The sequence below is a fragment of the Paraburkholderia sp. RAU2J genome (genome assembly GCF_003634845.1).
GTDB lineage: Bacteria > Pseudomonadota > Gammaproteobacteria > Burkholderiales > Burkholderiaceae > Paraburkholderia > Paraburkholderia fynbosensis.
The window spans coordinates 1027862-1053604 of the sequence record NZ_RBXG01000001.1 but is presented as its reverse complement, the minus strand read 5'-3'; the positions used below and the strand labels follow the sequence as shown (position 1 = coordinate 1053604).

At 60.7% G+C, this 25743-nt stretch carries 34 protein-coding genes; 29 read left to right on the top strand and 5 right to left on the bottom strand.

Features of this window, described 5'->3' with window-relative positions; genetic code table 11:
- Nucleotide 1: 1 nt before the first annotated feature.
- The 23 genes from rplP to dsbD all read left to right on the top strand — a co-directional run bounded on the left by rplP (nucleotide 2) and on the right by dsbD (nucleotide 12683).
- Nucleotides 2-418, top strand: coding sequence for a 50S ribosomal protein L16 (gene rplP / locus B0G69_RS04940; RefSeq protein ID WP_042329259.1), 417 nt, complete (start codon nucleotides 2-4; stop codon nucleotides 416-418).
- Nucleotides 419-428: 10 nt separating this feature from the next.
- Nucleotides 429-623 (top strand): 50S ribosomal protein L29, encoded by a 195-nt coding sequence (gene rpmC / locus B0G69_RS04935; protein WP_007180130.1) that lies wholly within the window; start codon nucleotides 429-431, stop codon nucleotides 621-623.
- Nucleotides 620-892, top strand: coding sequence for a 30S ribosomal protein S17 (gene rpsQ / locus B0G69_RS04930; RefSeq protein WP_007180129.1), 273 nt, complete (start codon nucleotides 620-622; stop codon nucleotides 890-892). Before rpmC ends, rpsQ begins: the two co-directional genes overlap by 4 nt.
- Before the next feature lie 290 nt (nucleotides 893-1182).
- Complete coding sequence (gene rplN, locus B0G69_RS04925) at nucleotides 1183-1551, top strand: 50S ribosomal protein L14 (protein ID WP_006052212.1); 369 nt, start codon at nucleotides 1183-1185, stop codon at nucleotides 1549-1551.
- A gap of 9 nt (nucleotides 1552-1560) precedes the next feature.
- A complete protein-coding gene (gene rplX / locus B0G69_RS04920; protein WP_006052213.1) occupies nucleotides 1561-1869 on the top strand; it encodes a 50S ribosomal protein L24 in 309 nt (102 codons plus the stop codon).
- A 17-nt stretch (nucleotides 1870-1886) separates the two neighbouring features.
- Nucleotides 1887-2426 carry a 50S ribosomal protein L5 gene (gene rplE, locus B0G69_RS04915; protein WP_006052214.1) on the top strand — a complete coding sequence of 180 codons (540 nt, stop codon included), beginning with the start codon at nucleotides 1887-1889 and terminating at the stop codon, nucleotides 2424-2426.
- Nucleotides 2427-2433: 7 nt separating this feature from the next.
- Nucleotides 2434-2739: a 30S ribosomal protein S14 gene (rpsN, locus tag B0G69_RS04910; protein ID WP_121315896.1), complete on the top strand. Its 306-nt coding sequence runs from the start codon at nucleotides 2434-2436 to the stop codon at nucleotides 2737-2739.
- Between the two features lie 14 nt (nucleotides 2740-2753).
- Entirely contained in the window at nucleotides 2754-3149 is a 396-nt protein-coding gene (gene rpsH / locus B0G69_RS04905) for a 30S ribosomal protein S8 (RefSeq protein WP_006052216.1), read from the top strand.
- Nucleotides 3150-3167: 18 nt separating this feature from the next.
- The gene (rplF, locus tag B0G69_RS04900) at nucleotides 3168-3698 is read left to right on the top strand and encodes a 50S ribosomal protein L6 (protein ID WP_121315895.1); all 531 of its coding nucleotides are present in this window, start codon (nucleotides 3168-3170) and stop codon (nucleotides 3696-3698) included.
- A 12-nt stretch (nucleotides 3699-3710) separates the two neighbouring features.
- Nucleotides 3711-4076, top strand: coding sequence for a 50S ribosomal protein L18 (gene rplR / locus B0G69_RS04895; protein WP_006052218.1), 366 nt, complete (start codon nucleotides 3711-3713; stop codon nucleotides 4074-4076).
- 14 nt (nucleotides 4077-4090) lie between these two features.
- Complete coding sequence (gene rpsE, locus B0G69_RS04890) at nucleotides 4091-4609, top strand: 30S ribosomal protein S5 (RefSeq protein WP_006052219.1); 519 nt, start codon at nucleotides 4091-4093, stop codon at nucleotides 4607-4609.
- Between the two features lie 10 nt (nucleotides 4610-4619).
- Nucleotides 4620-4802, top strand: coding sequence for a 50S ribosomal protein L30 (gene rpmD, locus B0G69_RS04885; protein WP_007180126.1), 183 nt, complete (start codon nucleotides 4620-4622; stop codon nucleotides 4800-4802).
- A gap of 29 nt (nucleotides 4803-4831) precedes the next feature.
- A complete protein-coding gene (gene rplO, locus B0G69_RS04880) occupies nucleotides 4832-5266 on the top strand; it encodes a 50S ribosomal protein L15 (protein WP_075303261.1) in 435 nt (144 codons plus the stop codon).
- A gap of 46 nt (nucleotides 5267-5312) precedes the next feature.
- The gene (secY, locus tag B0G69_RS04875; protein ID WP_042329256.1) at nucleotides 5313-6659 is read left to right on the top strand and encodes a preprotein translocase subunit SecY; all 1347 of its coding nucleotides are present in this window, start codon (nucleotides 5313-5315) and stop codon (nucleotides 6657-6659) included.
- Between the two features lie 8 nt (nucleotides 6660-6667).
- The gene (gene infA / locus B0G69_RS04870; protein WP_004521905.1) at nucleotides 6668-6886 is read left to right on the top strand and encodes a translation initiation factor IF-1; all 219 of its coding nucleotides are present in this window, start codon (nucleotides 6668-6670) and stop codon (nucleotides 6884-6886) included.
- 20 nt (nucleotides 6887-6906) lie between these two features.
- Nucleotides 6907-7023: a 50S ribosomal protein L36 gene (rpmJ, locus tag B0G69_RS04865; RefSeq protein ID WP_004199844.1), complete on the top strand. Its 117-nt coding sequence runs from the start codon at nucleotides 6907-6909 to the stop codon at nucleotides 7021-7023.
- 41 nt (nucleotides 7024-7064) lie between these two features.
- Entirely contained in the window at nucleotides 7065-7430 is a 366-nt protein-coding gene (gene rpsM / locus B0G69_RS04860; RefSeq protein WP_006052223.1) for a 30S ribosomal protein S13, read from the top strand.
- A 28-nt stretch (nucleotides 7431-7458) separates the two neighbouring features.
- Nucleotides 7459-7863, top strand: coding sequence for a 30S ribosomal protein S11 (gene rpsK / locus B0G69_RS04855; RefSeq protein WP_006052224.1), 405 nt, complete (start codon nucleotides 7459-7461; stop codon nucleotides 7861-7863).
- 147 nt (nucleotides 7864-8010) lie between these two features.
- On the top strand, nucleotides 8011-8634 hold the full coding sequence (gene rpsD / locus B0G69_RS04850; RefSeq protein WP_121315894.1) for a 30S ribosomal protein S4: 624 nt from the start codon (nucleotides 8011-8013) through the stop codon (nucleotides 8632-8634).
- 124 nt (nucleotides 8635-8758) lie between these two features.
- Nucleotides 8759-9736, top strand: coding sequence for a DNA-directed RNA polymerase subunit alpha (gene rpoA, locus B0G69_RS04845; protein WP_042329254.1), 978 nt, complete (start codon nucleotides 8759-8761; stop codon nucleotides 9734-9736).
- A 173-nt stretch (nucleotides 9737-9909) separates the two neighbouring features.
- The gene (gene rplQ, locus B0G69_RS04840) at nucleotides 9910-10302 is read left to right on the top strand and encodes a 50S ribosomal protein L17 (RefSeq protein WP_006052227.1); all 393 of its coding nucleotides are present in this window, start codon (nucleotides 9910-9912) and stop codon (nucleotides 10300-10302) included.
- A 187-nt stretch (nucleotides 10303-10489) separates the two neighbouring features.
- Nucleotides 10490-10816 (top strand): divalent-cation tolerance protein CutA, encoded by a 327-nt coding sequence (gene cutA, locus B0G69_RS04835; RefSeq protein WP_199731249.1) that lies wholly within the window; start codon nucleotides 10490-10492, stop codon nucleotides 10814-10816.
- A complete protein-coding gene (dsbD, locus tag B0G69_RS04830; RefSeq protein WP_121315892.1) occupies nucleotides 10809-12683 on the top strand; it encodes a protein-disulfide reductase DsbD in 1875 nt (624 codons plus the stop codon). Before cutA ends, dsbD begins: the two co-directional genes overlap by 8 nt.
- Before the next feature lie 167 nt (nucleotides 12684-12850).
- Here dsbD and hemB read toward each other — a convergent pair whose 3' ends face one another.
- Both hemB and yihA read right to left on the bottom strand, forming a co-directional pair.
- Complete coding sequence (gene hemB, locus B0G69_RS04825; protein WP_121315891.1) at nucleotides 12851-13849, bottom strand: porphobilinogen synthase; 999 nt, start codon at nucleotides 13847-13849, stop codon at nucleotides 12851-12853.
- A gap of 249 nt (nucleotides 13850-14098) precedes the next feature.
- Entirely contained in the window at nucleotides 14099-14752 is a 654-nt protein-coding gene (gene yihA, locus B0G69_RS04820) for a ribosome biogenesis GTP-binding protein YihA/YsxC (protein ID WP_121315890.1), read from the bottom strand.
- A 217-nt stretch (nucleotides 14753-14969) separates the two neighbouring features.
- Here yihA and B0G69_RS04815 point away from each other — a divergent pair, with 217 nt between their 5' ends.
- The 5 genes from B0G69_RS04815 to msrQ all read left to right on the top strand — a co-directional run bounded on the left by B0G69_RS04815 (nucleotide 14970) and on the right by msrQ (nucleotide 21089).
- Nucleotides 14970-15623: a c-type cytochrome gene (locus B0G69_RS04815; RefSeq protein WP_121315889.1), complete on the top strand. Its 654-nt coding sequence runs from the start codon at nucleotides 14970-14972 to the stop codon at nucleotides 15621-15623.
- Nucleotides 15624-15738: 115 nt separating this feature from the next.
- A complete protein-coding gene (locus tag B0G69_RS04810; RefSeq protein ID WP_121315888.1) occupies nucleotides 15739-17952 on the top strand; it encodes a cytochrome c biogenesis protein ResB in 2214 nt (737 codons plus the stop codon).
- Nucleotides 17953-17956: 4 nt separating this feature from the next.
- On the top strand, nucleotides 17957-19165 hold the full coding sequence (gene ccsB, locus B0G69_RS04805) for a c-type cytochrome biogenesis protein CcsB (protein WP_121315887.1): 1209 nt from the start codon (nucleotides 17957-17959) through the stop codon (nucleotides 19163-19165).
- A gap of 196 nt (nucleotides 19166-19361) precedes the next feature.
- A complete protein-coding gene (msrP, locus tag B0G69_RS04800) occupies nucleotides 19362-20357 on the top strand; it encodes a protein-methionine-sulfoxide reductase catalytic subunit MsrP (protein WP_121315886.1) in 996 nt (331 codons plus the stop codon).
- A 9-nt stretch (nucleotides 20358-20366) separates the two neighbouring features.
- Nucleotides 20367-21089: a protein-methionine-sulfoxide reductase heme-binding subunit MsrQ gene (gene msrQ, locus B0G69_RS04795; RefSeq protein WP_121315885.1), complete on the top strand. Its 723-nt coding sequence runs from the start codon at nucleotides 20367-20369 to the stop codon at nucleotides 21087-21089.
- A gap of 95 nt (nucleotides 21090-21184) precedes the next feature.
- Here the strand turns inward: msrQ and lysA are convergent, their stop codons facing one another.
- Both lysA and B0G69_RS04785 read right to left on the bottom strand, forming a co-directional pair.
- Nucleotides 21185-22447 carry a diaminopimelate decarboxylase gene (gene lysA / locus B0G69_RS04790; RefSeq protein WP_121315884.1) on the bottom strand — a complete coding sequence of 421 codons (1263 nt, stop codon included), beginning with the start codon at nucleotides 22445-22447 and terminating at the stop codon, nucleotides 21185-21187.
- An 8-nt stretch (nucleotides 22448-22455) separates the two neighbouring features.
- Complete coding sequence (locus tag B0G69_RS04785; protein ID WP_121315883.1) at nucleotides 22456-22812, bottom strand: lipoprotein; 357 nt, start codon at nucleotides 22810-22812, stop codon at nucleotides 22456-22458.
- Between the two features lie 35 nt (nucleotides 22813-22847).
- On the opposite strand from B0G69_RS04785, the gene cyaY reads away from it, so the two are divergent.
- Nucleotides 22848-23165 carry an iron donor protein CyaY gene (gene cyaY, locus B0G69_RS04780; RefSeq protein WP_121315882.1) on the top strand — a complete coding sequence of 106 codons (318 nt, stop codon included), beginning with the start codon at nucleotides 22848-22850 and terminating at the stop codon, nucleotides 23163-23165.
- 158 nt (nucleotides 23166-23323) lie between these two features.
- Here cyaY and B0G69_RS04775 read toward each other — a convergent pair whose 3' ends face one another.
- Nucleotides 23324-25720 carry a penicillin-binding protein 1A gene (locus B0G69_RS04775; protein WP_121315881.1) on the bottom strand — a complete coding sequence of 799 codons (2397 nt, stop codon included), beginning with the start codon at nucleotides 25718-25720 and terminating at the stop codon, nucleotides 23324-23326.
- Nucleotides 25721-25743: the final 23 nt, after the last annotated feature.

Sequence of the window (25743 nt, the reverse complement as noted above, 5' to 3'; positions counted from 1 at the left end):
GATGCTGCAACCGAAACGCAGAAAGTATCGCAAAGAGCAGAAAGGTCGTAACACCGGTATTGCTACCCGCGGCAACGCGGTGTCGTTCGGTGAATTCGGCCTGAAGGCTGTCGGTCGTGGTCGCTTGACCGCGCGCCAGATTGAGGCGGCACGTCGTGCAATGACGCGTCACATCAAGCGTGGCGGCCGGATCTGGATCCGCATCTTCCCGGACAAGCCGATCTCGCACAAGCCGGCTGAAGTACGTATGGGTAACGGTAAGGGTAACCCTGAGTACTATGTCGCAGAGATTCAACCGGGCAAGATGCTGTACGAAATGGACGGCGTAACCGAAGAGCTGGCACGCGAAGCGTTCCGTCTGGCTGCAGCTAAGCTGCCGCTGAAGACGACGTTTATCGTGCGTCAGCTCGGCGCCTAAGGAGCAAATGATGAAGGCTTCCGAACTTCACCAGAAAGATCAGGCCGCGCTCAACAAGGAGCTGTCGGACCTGTTGAAGGCGCAATTCGGCCTGCGCATGCAACTCGCGACCCAGCAGCTCACGAATACGAGCCAGCTGAAGAAGGTCCGTCGCGACATCGCACGTGTGCGGACCGTCCTGACTGAGAAGGCGAACCAGAAATGAACGATAGCGTAAAAACCTCGCTCAAGCGGACGCTGGTCGGCAAGGTCGTCAGCAACAAGATGGACAAGACGGTCACCGTGCTGGTCGAGCACCGCGTGAAGCACCCGATCTACGGCAAGTACGTTGTGCGTTCGAAGAAATACCACGCGCACGACGATGCGAACACGTACAACGAGGGTGACCTCGTTGAAATCCAGGAAACGCGTCCGATTTCGAAGACGAAAGCTTGGGTCGTGGCTCGCCTGGTCGAGGCTGCTCGCGTCATCTGACGCCGCAAAGTTGTAGAAGTAATTGAAATCGCAGTAAGTTTCGCTTGCAAGACCGGGATTATTTGTTATAATCTCGGTCTTCCCTCTTTTATGGGAGCCCCGTCGCGGGCGAAGTTGGTGGGGGAAGCGGGTCGGGCGCCAGCCTGTTCCGAAGGATTCACCGGATTGCGATGGCGGGTTTCGTTTGCCGTCGCTGCTGTTCATACCCAAGCAGCCGATTGGCTGACGGGACCAAGACTGACCGGGTACGCCATGGTGGTGTGACCGGATTAAGTTGGGAAAGATAAACCATGATCCAGACCGAAACTCGGCTTGAAGTGGCCGACAACACGGGTGCGCGTGAAGTCATGTGCATCAAGGTGCTCGGCGGCTCGAAGCGTCGTTATGCCAGCATTGGCGACATCATTAAGGTGACCGTCAAAGAAGCAACGCCGCGCGGGCGCGTGAAGAAAGGCGAAATTTATAACGCCGTGGTGGTTCGCACCGCCAAGGGCGTGCGCCGTCAGGACGGCTCGCTGATCAAGTTCGATGGCAACGCCGCTGTGTTGTTGAATGCCAAGCTCGAACCTATTGGCACCCGTATTTTCGGGCCTGTCACGCGCGAGTTGCGCAGCGAACGATTCATGAAGATCGTTTCGCTGGCACCTGAAGTGCTGTAAGGAGTCGCGATGAACAAGATTCGCAAGGGTGACGAAGTTATCGTCATCACCGGCAAAGATAAAGGCAAGCGCGGCGTCGTGCTGTCCGTTGGCGAAGGCAAAGTTATTGTCGAGGGTATCAACCTCGTCAAGAAGCATGTCAAGCCGAACCCGATGAAGGGTACGACGGGCGGTGTGGAAGCCAAGACGATGCCGCTGCAAATTTCGAACGTCGCATTGGTCGACGCGAATGGCAAGGCGTCGCGTGTAGGCATCAAGGTCGAAGGAGACAAGAAGGTCCGTTTCCTTAAGACGACCGGTGCCGAGCTGAGCGCCTGACGCTGCGGAGTAAAAAAATGGCTCGTTTGCAAGAGTTTTACAAAGAAAAGGTTGTACCCGGCCTCATCGAGAAGTTCGGTTACAAGTCCGTGATGGAAGTGCCGCGCATCACCAAGATCACCCTGAACATGGGCCTTGGCGAAGCGGTTGCTGACAAGAAGATCATCGAAAACGCCGTTGGCGACCTGACGAAGATCGCAGGCCAGAAGCCGGTGATCACGAAGGCGCGCAAGGCAATCGCTGGCTTCAAGATCCGTCAGGGCTATCCGATCGGTGCAATGGTCACGTTGCGTGGTCAGGCAATGTACGAATTTCTGGACCGTTTCGTGACGGTTGCGCTCCCCCGTGTGCGTGACTTCCGTGGCGTGTCGGGTCGTGCGTTCGATGGTCGCGGCAACTACAACATCGGTGTGAAAGAGCAGATCATTTTCCCCGAAATCGACTACGACAAGATCGACGCACTGCGTGGGCTGAACATCAGCATCACGACGACTGCGAAGACCGACGACGAAGCAAAGGCTCTGCTCGCCAGCTTCAAGTTCCCGTTCAGAAACTGAGGTTACCGTGGCTAAACTGGCACTGATCGAACGTGAAAAGAAGCGTGCTCGCCTCGCTGCTAAGTACGCTCCCAAGCGTGCAGAGTTGAAGGCGATCATTAGCGATATGAGCAAGTCGGACGAAGAGCATTACGCAGCACGTCTGGAACTGCAACAACTGCCGCGCAACTCTAACCCGACCCGTAAGCGCAATCGTTGCGCACTTACCGGTCGTCCGCGCGGTACGTTCCGTAAATTCGGGCTGGCGCGTAACAAGATTCGCGAAATCGCGTTCCGCGGCGAGATCCCTGGCCTGACCAAGGCGAGCTGGTAATAGGAGAAACGTAAATGAGCATGAGTGATCCTATCGCCGATATGCTGACTCGCATCCGCAATGCGCAGATGGTTGAGAAAGTCTCGGTGACTATGCCCTCGTCGAAAGTCAAGGTTGCGATTGCGCAGGTCCTGAAGGACGAAGGCTATATCGATGATTTCGCAGTGAAGTCCGAAGGTGCGAAGTCTGAATTGAACATCGTGTTGAAGTACTACGCTGGCCGCCCGGTGATCGAGCGCATTGAACGCGTTTCGAAGCCTGGTCTGCGTGTGTACCGCGGCCGTAACGACATCCCCGTGGTCATGAATGGCCTCGGCGTGGCAATCGTGTCGACGCCGAAGGGCGTGATGACGGACCGCAAGGCGCGTGCAACGGGCGTTGGCGGCGAAGTCATCTGCTACGTCGCTTAAGGCCGAAAGGAGAGAAACATGTCTCGAGTAGGTAAAAGCCCGATCGCGCTGCAAGGCGCAGAAGTGGCCCTTAGCGACGAACGCATTACCGTCAAGGGCCCGCTGGGTACGATTTCGCAGGCTGCCAACAGCCTCGTGAAAGTGGTGAACGACAACGGCACGTTGAAGATCGAGCCGGTGGGCGAGAGCCGCGAAGCGAATGCGATGTCGGGCACGATGCGCGCACTGGTTGCGAACATGGTGCACGGCGTGACGAAGGGTTTCGAGCGCAAGCTGACGCTGGTTGGCGTCGGTTACCGCGCACAGGCGCAAGGCGACAAGTTGAACCTGTCGCTGGGTTTCTCGCACCCTGTGGTGCACCAGATGCCGGAAGGCGTCAAGGCTGAAACCCCGTCGCAAACCGAAATCGTGATCAAGGGGATCAGCAAACAGCAAGTTGGCCAGGTCGCTGCAGAAGTGCGCGGCTATCGCCCGCCGGAGCCCTACAAGGGCAAGGGTGTGCGTTATGCCAATGAGGTTGTGATCCTCAAAGAAACGAAGAAGAAGTAAGGGTGCGCAATCATGGATAAGACTCAATCTCGCCTGCGCCGCGCTCGTCAGACGCGTATCAAGATCGCTGAGCTGCAGGTCGCGCGTCTCGCCGTGCATCGCACGAACACGCACATCTATGCGCAAGTGTTCTCGCCGTGCGGCACCAAGGTGCTCGCCAGCGCGTCGACGCTCGAAGCCGAAGTGCGTGCGCAATTGGCTGATCAGACGGGCAAGGGCGGCAACGTCGCTGCGGCGACCCTGATCGGTAAGCGCATCGCAGAAAAGGCTAAGGCTGCCGGCATCGAATCCGTCGCCTTCGACCGTTCGGGTTTCCGTTACCACGGCCGCGTGAAAGCGCTGGCTGATGCGGCGCGCGAAGCCGGACTCAAGTTCTAAGGGAAGAATTCGTCATGGCAAAGATGCAAGCGAAAGTTCAGGCTGACGAACGCGACGACGGCCTTCGTGAAAAAATGATTTCGGTCAACCGCGTGACCAAGGTCGTGAAGGGTGGCCGGATTCTCGGTTTCGCCGCACTGACAGTGGTCGGCGATGGTGATGGCCGCGTCGGTATGGGCAAGGGCAAGGCGAAGGAAGTGCCGGTCGCTGTTCAGAAGGCGATGGAACAGGCTCGCCGCAACATGTTCAAGGTGCCGCTGAAGAACGGTACCCTGCAACACGAAGTGCACGGTAAGCACGGCGCATCGATGGTCCTCCTCGCTCCGGCGAAGGACGGTACCGGCGTGATCGCTGGCGGTCCGATGCGCGCAGTGTTCGACGTGATGGGCGTGCAGAACGTTGTGGCCAAGAGCCACGGTTCGACGAACCCGTACAACCTCGTTCGTGCAACCCTCGACGGCCTGCGCAAGCAGTCGACGCCGGGTGACATCGCGGCGAAGCGCGGCAAGTCCGTCGAAGATATTCTGGGCTAAGGTGGACACCATGTCTGATAAAACTGTCAAGGTCCAGCTCGTCAAGAGCCTGATCGGCACCCGTGAAACGCATCGTGCAACGGTGCGTGGCTTGGGCCTGCGCCGACTCAACTCGGTTAGCGAGTTGCAGGATACGCCGGCTGTGCGCGGCATGATCAACAAGGTTTCGTACCTCGTTAAGGTCATCAGCTAAGCGGCTGACCAGGACTCAAGGAGTTGATAATGGAATTGAATAACCTGAAGCCGGCTGAAGGCGCGAAGCACGCAAAGCGTCGCGTTGGTCGCGGTATCGGCTCCGGCCTCGGCAAGACCGCTGGCCGTGGTCACAAGGGTCAGAAGTCGCGTTCGGGCGGCTTTCACAAGGTTGGCTTCGAAGGCGGTCAAATGCCGCTGCAACGTCGCCTGCCGAAGCGTGGCTTCACCTCGCTGACGAAGGAATTCGTCGGTGAAGTGCGTCTCTCGGATCTGGAAAAGCTGCCGGTCGACGAAATCGATCTGCTGGCTCTGAAGCAAGCTGGCCTCGTTGGCGAGCTGATCAGGAGCGCCAAGATCATTGCGACGGGCGAGCTCAAGCGCAAGGTCGTTGTGAAGGGTCTGGGTGCGACGAAGGGTGCGCGCGCTGCTATTGAAGCAGCCGGCGGCTCTTTTGCCGAGTAACGCGCAAGTTATTTGCCGTCACTAGCATTTGCATCGGAGAAGGTACTTGGCTAACAGCCCGAGTCTCGCAAAACCCGGTCGCAGCGCGGCGAAGTTTGGCGATCTGCGTCGGCGTGCAGTGTTCCTGCTGCTGGCGTTGATCGTCTACCGTATCGGCGCGCATATTCCGGTGCCGGGTATTGACCCGGACCAACTGGCAAAGTTGTTCCAAAGCCAGTCGGGCGGCATCCTTGGCATGTTCAACATGTTTTCGGGTGGCGCACTTTCGCGGTTCACGATTTTTGCGCTGGGGATCATGCCGTACATTTCGGCCTCGATCATCATGCAGTTGCTGGCGATTGTCTCGCCGCAACTCGAAGCGCTGAAAAAGGAAGGGCAGGCGGGTCAACGGAAGATTACGCAGTACACGCGTATCTTTACGGTCCTGCTGGCGACGTTCCAGGCGTTTGGCATTGCCGTCGCACTGGAAAATCAGCCGGGCCTGGTAATCGATCCGGGGATGGTGTTTCGGTTGACGACGGTCGTGACGCTGGTGACCGGCACGATGTTCCTGATGTGGCTGGGTGAGCAGATCACGGAACGTGGGCTTGGCAACGGTATCTCGATCATCATTTTCGGCGGTATTGCGGCGGGTTTCCCGAACGCAATCGGTGGTCTTTTCGAATTGGTGCGAACCGGCTCGATGAGCATCATCTCGGCGATTATCGTGGTCGCGCTGATTGCCGCAGTGACGTATCTGGTGGTGTTCATCGAACGCGGCCAGCGCAAGATTCTTGTGAACTACGCCAAACGGCAAGTCGGTAACAAGATTTACGGCGGACAGTCTTCGCATCTGCCGCTGAAGCTGAACATGTCGGGTGTGATTCCGCCGATCTTCGCATCGTCGATCATTCTCTTCCCGGCAACTATCCTGAACTGGTTTAGTTCGGGGTCGCGTACCAGCTGGTTCGCAGACACGTTGCACAATGTGGCCGAGGCCCTCAAGCCCGGTCAACCCGTGTACGTGTTGCTGTACGCGTTGGCGATCGTCTTCTTCTGCTTCTTCTACACCGCACTGGTGTTCAACAGCAGGGAAACGGCCGACAACCTGAAAAAGAGTGGCGCTTTCGTCCCAGGCATCCGCCCGGGCGATCAAACGGCGCGATATATCGACCGTATCCTCACGCGTTTGACGCTGGCTGGTGCGATCTACATCGTGTTTGTTTGTCTGCTGCCCGAATTTCTGGTGCTGCGCTGGAACGTGCCGTTTTATTTTGGTGGAACGTCGCTGCTGATCATTGTCGTCGTCACAATGGATTTCATGGCGCAGGTGCAGTCGTACGTTATGTCGCAACAGTATGAATCGCTGCTGAAGAAAGCTAATTTCAAAGGCGGCGGCGTCCCGATGCGTTGAAAGGACTTATGGCCAAAGACGATGTTATCCAGATGCAGGGTGAAGTCATCGAAAACCTGCCTAACGCTACCTTCAGGGTGAAGCTGGAAAACGGCCATGTCGTATTGGGACACATATCCGGCAAGATGCGGATGCACTACATCCGAATCTTGCCGGGCGACAAGGTGACGGTTGAATTGACGCCTTACGATCTGTCGCGTGCGCGGATCGTGTTCCGGGCGAAGTGATTTGAAAAAAGGGTAATATCATGAAAGTGATGGCATCGGTTAAGCGCATTTGCCGCAATTGCAAGATCATCAAGCGCAAAGGCGTTGTGCGCGTGATTTGCAGCTCTGATCCGCGCCACAAACAGCGTCAAGGCTGAACGCCGCGCTTTTGCTTGCGCTTTTTGTTTGAGGAAAAACAATGGCTCGTATCGCAGGGGTTAACATCCCGAATCACCAGCATACTGAAATCGGCCTGACGGCTATTTACGGTATCGGCCGCACGCGCTCGCGCGACATTTGCGTCGCTGCTGGTGTGGCATTTTCGAAGAAGGTCAAAGACCTGAACGACGCAGACCTCGAAAAGCTGCGTGAAGAAGTCGGCAAGTTCATCGTTGAAGGCGATCTGCGCCGTGAAACGACGATGAACATCAAGCGCCTGATGGATCTCGGCTGCTACCGTGGCGTGCGGCATCGTAAGGGCTTGCCCCTGCGCGGCCAACGTACGCGTACGAATGCCCGTACGCGCAAGGGTCCGCGTCGTGCAGCGCAATCGCTGAAGAAGTAAGCGGAACTGACAGTTACAGGAAAACGTAATGGCTAAGGCTTCGAACAACTCCGCGGCGCAACGCGTTCGCAAGAAGGTCAAGAAGAACGTCGCCGAGGGCGTGGTTCACGTTCACGCGTCGTTCAACAACACCATCATCACGATCACCGATCGTCAAGGCAATGCACTTGCTTGGGCAACGTCGGGTGGTCAGGGCTTTAAGGGTTCGCGTAAGTCGACCCCGTTTGCAGCTCAGGTGGCAGCCGAATCGGCAGGCCGCGTGGCGATGGAATACGGCGTCAAGAACCTCGAAGTGCGGATCAAGGGCCCCGGTCCTGGCCGTGAGTCGGCGGTGCGCGCGTTGCATGGTCTTGGCATCAAGATCACCGCGATCTCCGACGTGACTCCGGTGCCGCACAACGGCTGCCGTCCGCCGAAGCGTCGTCGCATCTAAGACGCGGGTTTTGCTTGCGCCTGTTGCCGCCCCGCGCGGCGGCAGGCTGCTTGCGTTATTGAATTGACTAAGCCCACCGTTCGACCCAAAGGGTTCGGACTAGCGCGAATGGATGCATTCGCGTGATTAATCATAGAAGGAATCAACGTGGCACGTTATATCGGCCCTAAGGCCAAGCTGTCCCGCCGTGAAGGCACTGACCTCTTCCTGAAGAGCGCCCGTCGTTCGCTCGCTGACAAGTGCAAGCTTGACAGCAAGCCTGGCCAACATGGCCGCACCTCGGGTGCACGTACGTCCGACTACGGCACGCAGCTGCGCGAAAAGCAAAAAGTTAAGCGTATCTACGGTGTTCTCGAGCGTCAATTCCGCCGCTACTTCGCTGAAGCCGACCGCCTGAAGGGCAACACGGGTGAAAACCTGCTCCAGTTGCTCGAATCGCGTCTGGACAACGTCGTGTATCGCATGGGCTTCGGCTCGACGCGCGCTGAAGCACGTCAGCTCGTGAGCCACAAAGCGATCATGGTGAACGGCGTCGTGTCGAACATCCCGTCGATGCAGGTGAAGGCAGGCGACGTTGTCGCAGTGCGCGAACAGAAGAAGAAGCAAGCCCGTATTCTCGAAGCGCTGTCGCTGGCTGAGCAAGGCGGTCTGCCGAGCTGGGTCGCAGTCGATTCGAAGAAGTTCGAAGGCACGTTCAAGTCGAAGCCGGAACGCAGCGACATCGCTGGCGATATCAACGAAAGCCTGATCGTCGAATTGTATTCGCGGTAATCGGATTAACGGCCGGGGCACCCCGATTGCGTTGCGCAAGGGGGCGTCTCGGCTGTTTATTTTCAGGTTGTTACCGGTCAGCCTTATCGGTGTAACGAGCCGAGGGTATTGAAAAGGAAAACCTATGCAAACCAGTTTGTTGAAGCCCAAGATCATCGCAGTTGAATCGCTTGGCGAGAGCCACGCGAAAGTGGTCATGGAACCGTTTGAACGCGGTTACGGCCACACCTTGGGTAACGCGCTCCGGCGCGTGCTGCTGTCGTCGATGGTGGGCTACGCGCCGACCGAAGTGACGATCGCAGGCGTCGTACATGAGTATTCGACGCTCGACGGTGTGCAAGAGGATGTGGTCAACCTCTTGTTGAACCTGAAGGGCGTCGTGTTCAAGCTGCATAACCGTGATGAAGTCACGGTTACGCTGCGCAAGGACGGCGAAGGCGTTGTCACCGCTGGCGACATCGAACTCGCGCACGATTGCGAAGTGATCAACCCGGATCACGTGATTGCGCATCTGTCGAAGGGCGGCAAGCTCGACGTGCAGATCAAGGTCGAAAAGGGCCGCGGCTATGTGCCGGGCAATGTGCGTCGTTATGGCGAAGAATCGGCCAAGATCATCGGCCGTATCGTGCTGGACGCGTCATTCTCGCCGGTTCGCCGTGTGAGCTACGCCGTGGAAAGCGCTCGCGTCGAACAGCGTACCGATCTCGACAAGCTCGTGATGAACATCGAAACCAACGGTGTGATCTCGCCGGAAGAAGCTATCCGTCAATCGGCTCGCATTCTGGTCGATCAGCTGTCGGTGTTCGCTGCACTGGAAGGCACGGAAGCAACGGCTGAAGCGCCGTCGCGTGCGCCGCAGATCGATCCGATCCTGCTGCGTCCGGTCGATGATCTCGAACTGACGGTTCGTTCCGCGAACTGCCTGAAGGCCGAGAACATCTACTACATCGGCGACCTGATCCAGCGCACGGAAAACGAGCTGCTCAAGACGCCGAATCTGGGCCGCAAGTCGCTGAACGAAATCAAGGAAGTATTGGCGTCGCGTGGTTTGACGCTCGGCATGAAGCTCGAAAACTGGCCGCCCGCAGGGCTGGACAAGTAAGTCGAGTAGCAATCCGGGGACAGAAACCCGCCCGCTGCACTGGCAAAGACGCGGATTTTCCCTTAAAATCCGCGTCTTGTCTTTTTTCACTACCGGCCCGTGCACTCGCTACTTTCGGGTAGATTGAGCGCGATAGAAGAGCTGGACCAAAACTTTGAATCGAAGGAATTAACATGCGTCACCGTCATGGTCTGCGGAAACTGAACCGCACGAGCAGCCACCGTCTGGCAATGCTCCGTAATATGTCCAACTCGCTGATCGAGCACGAAGTCATCAAGACCACGCTGCCGAAGGCGAAAGAACTCCGTAAAGTTGTCGAGCCGCTGATCACGCTCGGCAAGAAGCCCTCGCTGGCAAATCGTCGTCTGGCGTTCAACCGCCTGCGCGATCGTGACTCGGTCACGAAGCTGTTCGAAGTTCTCGGCCCGCGTTACGCTACCCGTCCGGGCGGCTACCTGCGCGTCCTGAAGTTCGGCTTCCGCGTCGGCGACAACGCACCGATGGCACTGGTCGAACTGCTTGATCGTCCGGAAGTTGAAGAAGTTGAAGTGCAGGAAGCTGAGTAAGCTTTTTTGCTTCGAGAAAAGCCAGGCGCGTAGCCTGGCTTTTTTGTTTTTGGCGCCTCATTTGCCATCGAGGTGCCCGTCCACTATGGCCAAATGCTGCGCGTCTGCGAGACGATCAGCGGCGCCATAAGGCTAGGTGATAGGATATCGACACCTGAATCGTGTGGCGCCGGAGCCTTTTGTGAGTGTGAATGTGATCCTGATTCTGACCACGGTGCCGGATGTGGCCGTCGCTCAGAAGCTCGCCGCAGATGCGCTGGCCGCGCGTTTATGCGCGTGCGTCACGCAGCTAGGCAGCGTGCAGTCGAGCTATCACTGGCAGGGCAAAATCGAAACCGCGCAGGAGATCCAGTTGCTGTTCAAGACGAGCGCCTTACGTGCTCTTGAACTCGAGCAGTACATCCAGGCTCACCATCCCTACGACACGCCGGAAATCCTCTCGTGGCAAGCGACGGCTACGGCCGCGTACGGCCAGTGGATCACTGCTGAAACCCAACGTCCTCTCCATGTTTAACGGTCTCGACCGGCGCGCGCGTCATGCGCTGCGCATCGTATTTTTCCTGCTCGGTTGCGTAATCCTCGCGCAGTTCGCCACGCCCGCCCGCGCCGCTGACGACTTTCTGGATCCAGCCGTCGCGTTCCAATTCAGGGCGAGCGAGAAGGCCGGTGAAGTCGTCGTGACATACAAGATCGCCGACGGCTATTACATGTACCGCGAGCGTTTCGCTTTTGCGACCCGGAACGGCGCGGCCACGATTGGCGAGCCGCAGTTGCCGGCTGGCCACGTGAAGTTCGATCAGACGTTCAACAAGGACGTGGAGACTTACCGCAACGAGCTTACGATCCGCATCCCCGTCACGCAAGCGAAGGGACCGTTCGATCTGGCGGTCACGTCGCAGGGCTGCGCTGATGCCGGCATTTGCTATCCGCCGATGGAGCGTGTGTACCGCGTGAGCGGCGAAGCCTTGCAGCCCGCCGGCAGCGCGGCGGCCGCCACGACGGCCTCGCAGCAATCCACGGCGGTCGACGAGCCTTGGTACGAGCGCGCCACCAGCGCCGACTACGCGCAGTCGCTGCTGCAGCGCGGTGGCCTGCTGGCGATCGTCGGGCTCTATTTCGTCGCGGGCGCCGTACTCAGCCTCCTGCCGTGCTCGTATCCGATGATCCCGATCCTGTCGGCGATCATCATCGGTGAAGGCGCGCGGGTGATGCGTGCCCGCGGTTTCGCGTTATCGCTCGCCTACGTGATCGGCATGGCGCTCGTGTACACCGCACTGGGCGTGGCGGCGGCGCTGCTCGGACAGAGCCTCGGAGCATGGCTTCAAAACCCGTGGGTACTCGGCGCATTCGGCGTCCTGCTGACGATTTTCGCGCTGACGCTGATCGCCGGTTTCGACATCGCGCTGCCGCAGCGCTGGCAGGAGGGGGTGTCGCGTGCATCGCGTGGGCGCTCGGGCGGGAAATTCGCCGCCGTCGCCGTAATGGGCGCGCTGTCTGCGCTGGTGGTCGGCGCGTGTATGACCGCGCCGCTTTTTGCCGTCCTGGCATTCATCGCGCATACCGGCGATGCCGTGCTTGGGGGCGCCGCGCTGTTTTCGATGGGACTCGGGCTCGGTGTGCCGCTCCTGATCGTCGGACTTGGAGCCGGCACGCTGCTGCCGCGTGCGGGCGCATGGATGGATGGCGTCAAGGTCTTCTTCGGCGTCGTGCTGCTTGCGGCGGCGCTGTGGATCGTTTGGCCCGTGCTTGGCGCGGCTGCGACGATGCTCTTGAGCGCGCTTTGGTTGCTGATCGCGGCGGTTTCGCTTGGGTTATTTTCCGGGCCGGTTGTCGGCGGGTCCGTATGGCAGCGGTTGGGCCGCGGAATCGGTACGGCGCTGGCAGTCTGGGCGGCGGTGCTGCTGGTCGGTCTGGCTGCGGGATCATCAGATCCCCTGCGGCCGCTCGCCGTGTTGGCTGCGCGCGACGCAGAGGTCGGCACCGCGAATGGCTCCAGCAAGGTGGGCTCGGCGGCGCAAGGCGCTCTGATGTTTGCCACGGTCCGTTCATCGAGTGAACTCGACCAGGCCGTCAAAACGGCTGCACAGCCCGCCATGCTCGATTTTTATGCGGACTGGTGCGTGAGTTGCAAGGAGATGGAGAAATTCACCTTCAGCGACCCGCGCGTTCAGGCGAAATTAAAGCAGATGAACCTGCTGCGTGCCGACGTCACTGCAAACAACGTCGACGATCAGGCGTTGCTCAAGCGCTTCAGCCTGTTCGGGCCGCCGGGGATCATCTTTTTCGATCAGGGCGGCAAGGAAGTGTTGCGCGTCGTGGGATATGAGTCGGCGGATAAATTCTTGCGCACGCTGGATCGCGCGGGCACACCGGGAGCGTAACGCGCCCTGACATCGGGAAATGGCGGCAACGACACTGATCCCAGAACAGCCGAACTGACGTAATCGACATCCCGACATAGAAAACGGAGCCACGCCTGAAAGGGCCCGCCTCCGTTTCGCATAGCGCCTGAACAATCCAGGCCGCCGCCAACCGGCGGCCCGTCAGCTTACTTCTGCGAACGCAGAATCCGCGCGGCATCCAGCGCGAAGTACGTCAACACGCCATCCGCGCCGGCCCGCTTGAACGCCAGCAGCGATTCCATCATGGCTTTGTCGTGATCGAGCCAGCCGTTTTGTGCGGCGGCCTTCAGCATCGCGTATTCGCCGCTGACCTGGTACACGTAAGTCGGGAATTGGAACTCATCCTTGACGCGACGCACGATGTCCAGATACGGCATGCCCGGCTTGACCATCACCATGTCCGCGCCTTCGTCGATGTCCGCTTGCACTTCGCGCAGCGCTTCGTTCGAGTTGGCCGGGTCCATCTGGTACGTCATCTTGTTGCTCTTGCCGAGGTTCGTCGCGGAACCGACGGCGTCGCGGAACGGGCCGTAGAACGCCGACGCGAACTTGGCCGCGTAAGCCATGATGCGCGTATGGATGTGGTCCTCGCTCTCGAGCATTTCGCGGATCGCGCCGATACGGCCGTCCATCATGTCCGACGGCGCGACGATATCGACGCCCGCTTCAGCCTGCGCACGTGCCTGCTCGACGAGAATCTCGACGGTCTCGTCGTTGATCACATAACCGGTTTCGTCGAGCACGCCGTCCTGGCCGTGGCTCGTGTACGGATCGAGTGCGACGTCGGTGAGCACACCGAGTTCCGGGAAATTCTTCTTCAGTTCACGAACCGCGCGCGGGATCAGGCCGGCCGGATTGGTCGCCTCGCGGCCATCGGGGGTCTTCAGCGACGGCTCGATCGCGGGGAACAGCGACAGCACGGGCACGCCCAGTTGGACGCATTGCTCGGCGACGCCCATCAACAGATCGACCGACACGCGCTCGACGCCCGGCATCGACGGTACGGCTTGCCGCACGTCGGTGCCTTCGACGATGAACACGGGGTAGATCAGATCGTTGGTGGTGAGGATGTTTTCGCGCATCATGCGACGCGAGAAGTCGTCACGGCGCATACGGCGCGGACGGTAATGCGGGTAGAAGCTCATATCGGATCGAAGGTCGTGGATGTGTGGAGTGGACAAGTAACGCCTGCCTCCGCTCCCGGAAACTTTTCGAGACAATGGTATATCATACCGATCGAGCAAGGCGCCTTGCGCTGACCTCCCCGCTTCTCCTCCCTGAGCGGGTGCCTGTCGTTTTTTCGATTAGGCTGTTTGACCCGCCGTTTAAGCGGCGGGTTTTTTTATGCGCAGCCGGATTTGGCACTTTTGCCCTATCCGAGCCGGCGACCGAACTTACTGCGCGCCGTCCGTTTCGCCCTTCGCATCGGGAATCAGCCAGCTTTCGATCAACGCGTGCGCTTCGTCGATCCCGACGCGCTTGAGCGCCGAGAACAGTTGAGCGGTCAGCTCGCCCTGGTAGCCGGCGGTGCGATATTCCTCCAGCCCTTTCTGCGTGGCGCGCAAGGCGTTTACGCTTTCCTGTCGCGTCAATTTGTCGCATTTCGTGAGCAGCGTGTGGATCGGCTTGCCGGTGGGCGCGAACCACTCGATCATGCGGCGGTCCAGTTCGGTCAGCGGGCGGCGCGAGTCCATCATCAGGATCATGCCGCGCAATTGCGAGCGCGATTGCAGATACGTGGACAGCAGCGCTTCCCAGTGAGCCTTGGCTGCGCTCGGCACTTCCGCATAACCGTAGCCCGGCAGGTCGACCAGATGCGCGGTCGGCTCGTCCGCCTTGCCCACCGAAAAGTAATTGATGTGCTGCGTGCGGCCCGGCGTTTTACTGGCGAAGGCGAGGCGCTTCTGATTGCACAGGATATTGATGGCCGTCGACTTGCCCGCGTTCGAGCGTCCCGCGAAGGCGATCTCGGGTTGCGAGGTGGCCGGCAGATCGCGCAGATGATTGACGGTCGTGAAAAAGCGGGATTGGTGGAGCAGGAAGGACATGATCAGGCCAGGATTCGAGACGCCGGGGAACCCGGAGTGGGGACGGGTCAAGCCCGACTGGCGTCTTAGCGATTAGCGAGTTATTGTACAATACGATGGTTTACTGAAAACTTGAGGGAGGCCAGCCCGCGTGCCTTGGCGGCTCCTGGCGGTCACTCGGTCGCCGTCGTATTTTGCAAAACCTCTAAAATCCCACAAGACGAGACAGGGTGTGCGAATGAATCGACTGAGCAAGACTCTGATGGTGCTTCATGTAGCGGCAGGTCTTTCAGGTTTGGCAATTCAGGCACGAGCAGCAGATCCGGCGAAGCCGGACGTCAATCGGGGGCAGGCAATCGCAGTGCAGGTATGCGCGTCGTGTCACGGCGCGGACGGCAACAGTGCCGGCGGTGCCTATCCGAAGCTGGCGGGCCAGCATCCCGAGTATCTCGTCAAGCAACTGCAGGATTTCAAGATTCAGCCGGGCGCGAAGCAGCCCGCGCGCAACAATGCGATCATGGCGGGTATGGCCGCGGCGCTCTCCGAACAGGACATGGTCAACGTCGCCGCTTATTTCGCGTCGCAGACCCCGAAGCCCGGCTATGCGCATAACAAGGACACTGTCGCGCTCGGTCAGAGAATTTATCGAGGCGGGATCGCCGACAAGGGCGTGCCGGCATGCGCGAGCTGCCATGGGCCGACCGGTCAGGGGATCCCATCGCAATTCCCGCGTATGTCGGGTCAATGGGCGGAATACTCAGTGGCGCAGTTGGCCGCGTTCACGCAAGGGCCTGGCGCACGCAACAACAACGAGGCGATGCATACCATTGCATCGCGTCTGTCGGACAGCGAGATCAAGGCTGTAGCCGATTACATCGCGGGCTTGCGTTAAGAAGTCCGCTCGCAAGCGCAACCGGTCCGGCGAGGCCGGTACAAACAAGAAAAGGGTGAGGGCGTCGCGCGTACGACAGCCCTTCACCCTTTTTTGCTGTTCAGTCGGAGTTTGAATGAGCGTCACCACGTCGGGTTTGCAGTCGAAGTCGGGCAATCGCGTCTTGCGCAGCGTCGTCGAAGTCTTGAGTTCGATGCGTTTCGCCATTGCGCTGCTCGTGATTCTGTCGATCGCCAGCATCATCGGCACCGTCCTCACACAGGACGATCCGTATCCCAACTACGTCAATCAGTTCGGCCCGTTCTGGGCGGACATCTTCCGCTCGCTGAGCCTGTACACGGTGTACAGCTCGTGGTGGTTCATGCTGATCCTCGGCTTCCTGATGGTGTCGGTGTCGCTGTGCGTGATCCGCAATGCGCCGAAGATGCTCGCCGACGCGAGGAGCTGGAAAGATAAAGTCCGCGAAGGCAGCCTGCGCGCGTTCCACCACAAGGGCGAGTTCGCGGTGCACGACACGCGCGCGCAGACCTCGGCGCTGCTTGCCAAACTGTCGGCGCGACTCGGCTACAAATTCGTCACGCGTGAGTCCGACGGCGCGACGCTGATCGCGGCCAAGCGCGGCGCGTTGACCAGGTTCGGCTATATCTCCGCTCACATCGCGATCGTCGTGATCTGCCTCGGCGGCCTGCTCGACAGCAATCTGCCGATCAAGCTACAAATGTGGCTGTTCGACAAATCGCCGATCCGCGCCAACACGGTGATCAACGACATCCCGCCGGAACATCGCCTGTCGCAGTCGAACCCGACGTTCCGTGGCTACGCGTGGGTGCCGGAAGGGCAGCACGTGTCGACCGCAATCCTGAACCAGCCGGACGGCTCGTTGATCCAGGACCTGCCGTTCTCGATCGAGCTGAACAAGTTCATCGTCGATTACTACTCGACCGGCATGCCGAAACTGTTCGCGAGCGATATCGTCGTGGTCGATCATAAATCGGGCGCGCGTGTGCCGGCGCGCGTCGAGGTGAACAAGCCGTTCACCTATGACGGCGTGTCGATCTACCAGTCGAGCTTTCAGGACGGCGGCTCGCAGATGCAGATGACCGCCTATCCGATGTCCGGCACGAGCGCGAAGACCGCGCCGTTCGGCGGCACGATCGGCGGCAACGCGCCGCTCAGCACGGCCACGCCGCTCGCCGACGGCCAGACGGTCGAATTCACCGATTTCCGAGCGATTAACGTCGAAAACATCTCGAACGGCAGTGGCCAGAACGATGCCCGCGGCGTCGCCGCGCACCGTTCGCTGAAAGAGGCGTTTGACGAGCGCCTCGGCTCCGGCGCGAAGAGTTCGAAGCCGCTCGACCTGCATAACGTCGGCCCGTCGGTGCAGTACAAGGTGCGCGACAAGGATGGCCAGGCGCGCGAGTACAACAACTACATGCTGCCGGTGGACGTCGCGGGCGAGAAGATGTTCCTCGCCGGCATGCGCCTGAATCCGGACGATCCGTTCCGCTACCTGCGCATTCCCGCCGACACCGGCGGCACGGTCAAGGAATGGATGAACCTGCGCGCGACGCTCGCGGATCCGGCCATGCGCGCCAAGGCCGCGCATCGCTTCGCGCTGCGCTCGGTGCCGGGTTCGAACGCCGAACTGCAGCAGCATCTCGAAGAAAGCGCCTCACGTGTGCTGACCCTTTTTGCCGGCGCGGACAGCGCCATCAAGCTGCCCAACGGCCAGCCGGTCGGCGGCTTCCAGGCGATTGCCGGTTTTATCGACCATTCGGTGCCGAAGGGCGAGCAGGAAAAGGCCGCTGGACTGCTGCTGCGCATGCTGGAAGGCGCGACGTGGGACTTGTGGCAACTGTCGCGCGAGCGGCTCGGCGAGCCCGAGGCGCAGGCCAGTGCGGAGGCGAGCCGCTTCGTCCAGAGTTCGATCAACGCAATATCCGACAGCTTTCTGTATGGATCGCCGGTCTATTTGCAGCTTGACTCCTTCAAGCAGGTGCAAGCTTCGGTATTTCAGTTGACGCGCGCGCCGGGCAAAAAAGTCGTGTATCTTGGCAGCCTGCTCCTCGTGTTGGGCATCTTTTCGATGTTCTACGTCCGCGAACGGCGCCTCTGGTTCTGGCTCAAAGATACCGATCACGGCACGAATGTCGTGATGGCGATGTCGAGCGCGCGTAAAACGCTCGACTTCGAAAAAGAGTTCGTGCAGACGCGCGACGCCGTAGGCGCGGCGCTGGGCGCGAAGCTCAGCGAAACATCCGACGCCGCCGGCAAGCCACGCGACGCCGACCCGCCGTCCGCCAGCTCACAAGACTCGACCCGGTAAGATCATGGACTTGACTCAGGTTTCCTCCTCCTCTTCAGCGTCGCGGCCCGACAGGGTGTTCGCGGGCGAAACGCTCAACGTCGCGCAGTATGACGAGCGTCCGTTTCTGAAGCGACTCGGTATCGTCGACTGGCTGTTCGCCATCGCGATGGTCGCGGGCGCCGGGTTCGCGCTGTCGCGCTATCACCCGTTCATGAACTACTACGACAAACTGGTGCTGGTGTGCGCGGTGCCCGTCTTCGTCGTGCTCGGCTGGCGCTGGAAGCCGGTGCGTCCGTTGATGGTCGGGATCGCGGCGCTGTCGCTATTGGCGATCCAGATCTACCAGGGCGATCTGAGCCGTGCAGACAATGAGTTCTTCCTCAAATATTTCCTGTCGAGCCAGTCCGCGATTCTGTGGATGAGCGCGCTCTTCGTGTTCGCCACCGTGTTCTACTGGATCGGCCTGCTGTCGCGCTCGGCGACCGGCGCGGCGATCGGCTCGAAGATGACCTGGGCTGCCGTGGTGATGGGCTTCGTCGGTCTGATGGTGCGCTGGTACGAGTCGTATCTGATCGGTGCAGACGTCGGCCATATTCCCATCTCGAATCTGTACGAAGTATTCGTGCTGTTCAGCCTGATCACCGCGCTGTTCTATCTGTACTACGAGCAGCATTACAACACCCGTGCGCTCGGCGCGTTCGTGCTGCTGGTAATCAGCGCCGCCGTCGGCTTCCTGATGTGGTACTCGGTCGCGCGCGACGCGCAGCAGATCCAGCCGCTGGTCCCCGCGCTCCAAAGCTGGTGGATGAAGATTCACGTGCCCGCCAACTTCATCGGCTATGGCAGTTTTGCGCTGTCGGCGATGGTCGCCGTCGCATATCTGGCGAAAGAGCGCGGCGTGCTGGCCGACCGCCTGCCGGCGCTCGACGTGCTTGACGACGTGATGTACAAGTCGATCGCCGTCGGCTTCGCGTTCTTCACGATTGCAACGATTCTCGGCGCGCTGTGGGCCGCGGAAGCGTGGGGTGGCTACTGGAGCTGGGATCCGAAGGAAACGTGGGCGCTGATCGTCTGGCTGAACTATGCCGCCTGGCTGCACATGCGCCTGATGAAGGGGCTGCGCGGCGCGGTCGCGGCCTGGTGGGCGCTGACCGGCCTGCTGGTGACGACGTTCGCGTTTCTCGGCGTCAACATGTTCCTGTCGGGGCTGCATAGCTACGGCAAGCTGTAAGATCCGCCGCTTTGGATGGACAAGAAACCGCCGCGTGTTTTCGCACCGGCGGTTTTTTTACGACTGGCGGAATGTTTGCTGCATCCAATGTGTTCGTCCTCACAGTACCTACGGGTGAGCGGATGCAGGTCCGGACGAGCGATCATCAATATGGCCCCGTAAGATGCACAGACCGAAGGGGCGAAGGAGCAGCACGATGTGGATCAAACGAAGCGACAGAAGGCAACTCGTCGGTGACGACATTGCGCGCAGCGAGATAACACCGCAGCGTGTCTTCGAGAACCGGCGGCGCGTGTTGCAGGCGGCTGGCGCGGTGGCGCTCGGCGGTCTGATCGGCGGCAGCGGCGAGGCGCAGGCCGCCTACACGTCGCCGGACCCGAAGGCGCAGAAACTGGCGGCGAAGACCAATACCAGATTCGTCGCGCTCGACCGTATCACGCCGTACAAGGACATCACCACATACAACAACTTCTACGAGTTCGGCACCGACAAAGGCGATCCCGCGCACAACGCCGGGACGCTGCGGCCGCATCCGTGGAAGGTGAGCGTCGAGGGTGAGATCAGGAATCCGAAGGTGTACGACATCGACGAACTGCTCAAGCTCGCGCCGCTCGAAGAGCGCGTGTACCGGCTGCGTTGCGTCGAAGGCTGGTCGATGGTGATTCCGTGGATCGGCGTGCCGCTAGCGGAGCTGATCAAACGCGTGCAGCCGACCGGCAATGCCAAATACGTGCAGTTCATCACGCTGGCCGATCCGTCGCAAATGCCGGGGCTATCGACGCCCGTGCTCGACTGGCCGTATTCCGAAGGCCTGCGCATGGATGAAGCGATGAACCCGCTCACGCTGCTGACGATGGGTCTCTACGGCCAGGTTCTGCCGAATCAGAACGGCGCGCCGGTGCGCATCGTGGTGCCGTGGAAGTATGGGTTCAAGAGCGCCAAGTCGCTGGTGAAGATCCGCTTTCTCGACAAACAGCCGCCGACCAGCTGGAACACGTACGCATCGAGCGAATACGGTTTTTATTCGAACGTGAATCCGAATGTCGATCATCCGCGCTGGAGTCAGGCGACCGAACGGCGCATCGGTGAAGACGGTTTCTTCACGCCGAAGCGCAAGACGCTGATGTTCAACGGCTACGGGGATCAGGTCGCGTCACTTTATCAAGGCATGGACCTGAAGAAGAATTTCTAAGGCGCGACGATGGCTTCCGATACACAACCCGTTGTCCCGACCGAACGCAACGCATCGCGTGCGCCGGCTGCCACGCCCGCCGCAGCGGCAAAGACGGCAGCGACGGCGAAGCAGCGGCCCGCCGGCGGCGCGCGCTGGATCGTGCCGACCAAAATCGCGGTATTTATCGCAGCGTGGTATCCGCTTGCGCGCATCGTGCTGTTCGGCATGACTGACCGGCTCGGCGCGAATCCCATCGAATTCATCACGCGTTCGACGGGTCTCTGGACGCTTGTCTTTCTCTGCATCACGCTGGCCGTGACGCCGTTGCGCCGCGTCACGAGCGTCGCAGCGTTCGTGCGTTTTCGGCGCATGCTCGGCCTCTACACGTTCTTTTACGCGACGCTGCATTTCACCACTTACCTCTGGTTCGACAAGTGGTTCGACGTGGCTGCCATTCTCAAGGACATCGGCAAGCGGCCGTTCATCACGGTGGGCTTTGCCGCCTTCGTGTTGCTGATCGCGTTGGCCGTGACGTCGCCACGCGCGATGGTGCGCAAACTCGGGCGCCGCTGGCAGACCCTGCATCGCGCGATCTATGCGATTGGCGCGCTCGCGATTCTGCATTTCTGGTGGATGAAGGCGGGCAAGCACGATCTGCTGCTGCCGAAGATCTACGGCGCGATCATGGTCGTGCTGCTGGGATGGCGGTTGATTATCTGGCTGCGTGAGCGAAGGGCGACGGCGCGCTGACGATCACGCGGCGTGCGCGGCTACGGCGCGTAAACAGAAAAGGCGATGCCGCGCCGGCATCGCCCTTTCTTATCTTGTGGCGCAGGCGCTACCGTTTACGCCGGCAGGATGGCTTCGCCCGCAAACAGCTGCTTGACCTCTTCACGTGCGCGAGCCACATGGACCTGTGTACCATCGACCATCACCTCGGCTGCACGCGGACGCGTGTTGTAGTTCGAGCTCATCACGAAGCCGTAAGCGCCGGCCGAGCGGATCGCGAGCAGATCGCCCGGTTCGATGGCCAGCAGCCGTTCGCGGCCGAGCCAGTCGCCGCTTTCACAAACCGGGCCGACCACGTCGTAGACATGAGCCGGCACGTCGCGCTTCATGACGGGGTCGATGGCGTGATACGCCTCGTACATCGCGGGGCGCGCGAGATCGGTCATCGCCGCGTCGACGATGGCGAAGTTCTTTTCAGCGCCCGGCTTCAGAAACTCGAGACGCGTAAGCAGCACACCCGCATTGCCGACCAGCGAACGGCCCGGCTCGAAATACACTTCACGATGGCCGTGACCGCGCGCTTCGATGCGATCGAGCACGGTGCGCACGAACTCGCCGATTTCCGGCGGCGTTTCGTCGTCGTACGTGATGCCGAGACCGCCTCCTACGTCGACGTGGCGAATCTTCACGCCGTCCTGCTCGATCTGCTCGACCAGTTCCAGCACCTTGTCGACCGCGTCGAGATAAGGCGCGACTTCGGTGATCTGCGAACCGATATGGCAGTCGATACCGACCACGTCCAGATTTGCCATTGCCGCGGCGGCGCGATATGTGGCGCGCGCGTCTTCGAAGGCGACGCCGAACTTGTTCGACTTCAGCCCGGTGGAGATGTACGGATGCGTTTTCGCATCGACGTCCGGATTCACGCGCAACGACACCGGTGCCTTCTTGCCCATTTCCGCCGCGACCGCGTTCAGGCGATCGAGCTCGGGAATCGATTCGACGTTGAAGCATTTGACGCCCGCCGCGAGCGCGTCGCGCATCTCTTGCGCATTCTTGCCCACGCCGGAAAACACGGTGTTCTCCGCTTTGCCGCCGGCCGCGAGCACGCGCGCCAGTTCGCCGCCCGACACGATGTCGAAGCCGGCGCCGAGACGTGCGAACACGTTCAGCACCGCGAGATTGCTGTTGGCCTTGACGGCCACGTGCACGCTCGCGCGACGGCTGGCGCAAGCGCCCGCATACGCGTTCCACGCTTCCGTGAGCGCGGCGCGCGAATAGACGTACAGCGGCGTGCCGAACTGTTCGGCGAGAGAGACGGCGGACACGCCTTCGGCGTGCAATACGCCGTCGACGTAGTCAAATGCGGATCGAGTCATGCGAAAGTCTATTGAACGGGGGTGACGGCGGAGGCAGGCAGCGGAGCGGCGGTACCGGATGCAGCGGAAGCGGGCGGCGTGGCGAGTTCGGTTTCCGGTGCCAGCGAGAGCGGTGTGCCCGAGGTATCCGGCACGGTGCTCAGGTCAGTGGCGCTTTCCGACGCGGGTTGCGCGTTCTCCGGCGGCGGAGTTTGCGTGCGGGTAGCCGGCGGAGCAGGAAGCGGCGGTACGGTCGGCAAATAGAGCGAACCGCGTTGCCCGCAACCGGCTAGGGAACCACCGAGTGCACAACCTGCGAGAATGGCTAAACCCGCTACAATCGCGCGGCCGGGCGCCGCCGCGCGCATCCGAGATACGACTCGCATGACTGTCCCTGAATAAATAATCGATGGAGTTTAGCATGTCCGATAGTGATTACCTGACCCGTGCGGAAGCCGCGCTAGCCGCCATCGAACGCGCGCTGGACGACACCGACGCCGACATCGAACTCGAGCGCAGCGGCAACGTGCTGACGCTCGAATTCGAGAATCGCTCGAAGATTATCGTCAACCTGCAACCGCCGATGAGCGAGATCTGGATCGCCGCGAAAGCGGGTGGTTTTCATTTCCGTTTCGTCGATGGTGAATGGCGCGATACGCGCAGCGGCACCGAGTTTTTCGCCGCGCTGTCGGAGTACGCGACGCAGCAGGCTGGTGAACCGGTTCGCTTCTCGGCGTAAGCCACATGGCGTCGAGTTTGGCGCTGGCGCTGACGCGCTCGAATGCCCGGCAACGCCGGGCAAGCGCTGCGTAGCGCAAATCAGACGCCCAAAACAAAACCGCCGCGCATCTTTTGAGCGCGGCGGTTTTGTTTTTTCCAGCGACACCTGAGAACGCGTCAGTGTCCGCGGAACAGATTCATGATGTCCTGCTTTTCCTGTTCGCCGACCTGTTGGGGTGCGGCCGCCGCCGCGCTCGCCTCGGCGTCCAGCGTCGCCTGACTGACGCCGACTGTCGCGACGAAACCGTGCCCCGGCGTGAAGTCGTCGAAGTAAAGCTCCGAGCCGATTTCGGTTACCTCGTCGGGGCGCGGCATCTTGTACTCCGGCACGCCTTTGAGCGCGCGCCCCATGTACTCGATCCACACCGGCAACGCGAGGCCGCCGCCGGTTTCCTTGTCGCCGAGACTGCGCGGATTGTCATAGCCGATCCACGCGATCGCCGTGAGTGTGTGCTGATAACCGGCGAACCACGCGTCGCGCGAATCGTTGGTCGTGCCCGTCTTGCCGGCCAGATCGGTACGCTTGAGCACATTGGTTTTCGCGCCCGTGCCGCGTTGCGCGACGCTCTGCAGCAGGCTGTTCATCACGTACGCGTTGCGCGGCTCGATCGCGTGCGGCGCGCTTTGCGCGGCCACCAGCGGCTGCGCGTGCGCCACCACGATGCCGCGCTGATCGGTGACTTCGGCGATCAGATACGGATTGACGCGGTAGCCGCCGTTCGCGAACACCGAGAACGCGCCCGCCATCTGCAACGGTGTGACGAGACCTGCGCCGAGCGCCATCGGCAGATAGGCGGGATGACGCTCCGCATCGAAGCCGAAGCGCGTGATGTACTGCTGCGCGTACTTCGGCCCGATCTGGTTCAGGATGCGGATCGACACCAGGTTCTTCGACTTCTGCAGCGCGGTGCGCATGGTCATCGGACCATCGAAGCCGCCGCCGTAGTTCTTCGGCTCCCACGCCTGGCCGCCGGTTTCGGCGGCGCTGAAAAAGAGCGGTGCGTCGTTGATGATGGTGGCCGGCCCGAGTCCCTTTTCGAGCGACGCCGAGTAGATGAACGGCTTGAAGCTCGAACCCGGCTGACGCCAAGCCTGGGTCACGTGATTGAATTTGTTCTTGTTGAAATCGAAGCCGCCGACCAGCGCGCGAATCGCACCGTCCTGCGGGATCACCGAAACGAACGCGCCTTCCACTTGCGGTAGTTGCGTGATCGACCAGTCGCCGTCGTCGTTCTTCGCGAGGCGGATGATCGCGCCGGGCCGCACGCGCTGATTCGGCTGCGCGCGTGGCCCGAGCGCGAACTGCGCGAAGCGCAGGCCGTCCCCCTGAATGGTCGCGACATTGCCGTCGATGAACGCGGCCTCCACCTGCTTCGGGCTCGCCGCGGTAACGACCGCCGCGACGATCTCGCCGTTGTCCGGATGTTCGAGCAGCGCGTCGTCGATCGCCTGTTCGCGGTCCCCGGCATCGGCCGGCAAATTGATGAACGCCTCCGGACCCCGGTAGCCGTGGCGGCGTTCGTAGTCCATCAGCCCTTTGCGCAGCGCGCGGTAGGCGACGTCCTGATCGGCCGAGTCGATCGTGGTCACGACGTTCAGGCCGCGCGTGTACGCTTCTTCGCGATACTGCGCGTACATCATTTGCCGCACCATTTCCGCGACGTACTCCGCGTGCACGCTGAATTCCTTGCCAGCGCCCTTGACGACGAGCACCTGTTTGCTGGCGTCGTCGTATTGTTCCTGCGTGATGTAGTGCAGCTCATACATGCGCTGAAGGATGTATTCCTGACGCACCTTCGCGCGCTTCGGATTGACCACCGGGTTATACGCGGACGGCGCCTTCGGCAGACCGGCCAGCATCGCCGACTCCGCCAGTGTCAGATCCTTCAGATCCTTGCCGAAGTACACGCGCGCCGCGCTCGCGAAACCATACGCGCGCTGGCCGAGATAGATCTGATTCATGTACACCTCGAGAATCTGATCTTTCGTCAGCTTCGACTCGATCTTGTACGCGAGCAGCATCTCGTAGATCTTGCGCGTATAGGTCTTCTCGCTCGACAGGAAGAAGTTGCGCGCCACCTGCATCGTGATCGTACTGGCGCCCTGGGTGGCGTGGCCGTTGGTCAGCGCGACGAAGCCGGCGCGCGCGATGCCGGTGAGGTCGACGCCGCCGTGATCGTAGAAGCGCGCGTCTTCGATCGCGAGGATCGCCTTCTTCAGACTATCGGGCACGTCCTGGATGTGCACGATGTCGCGCCGCTCTTCGCCGAATTCGCCGATCAGCACGTGGTCGGCCGTATAGATGCGCAGCGGCACTTTCGGGCGATAGTCGGTCAGCGCATCGAGCGAGGGCAGATTCGGCGTGGCGACGACGAGCGCATAACCGAGTACCAGCAGCACGCACAGAATGCCCGCGACGATCAGGCCGAAAAAGCCGAGGATGAGCTTGAGCCATAGCGGGCGTTTGCGCTTCTGAGGCGCGGGCGGCGGGGACGTAGGAGACGTGGATTGCATAGGTGCACCAAAAAACAGTCCCG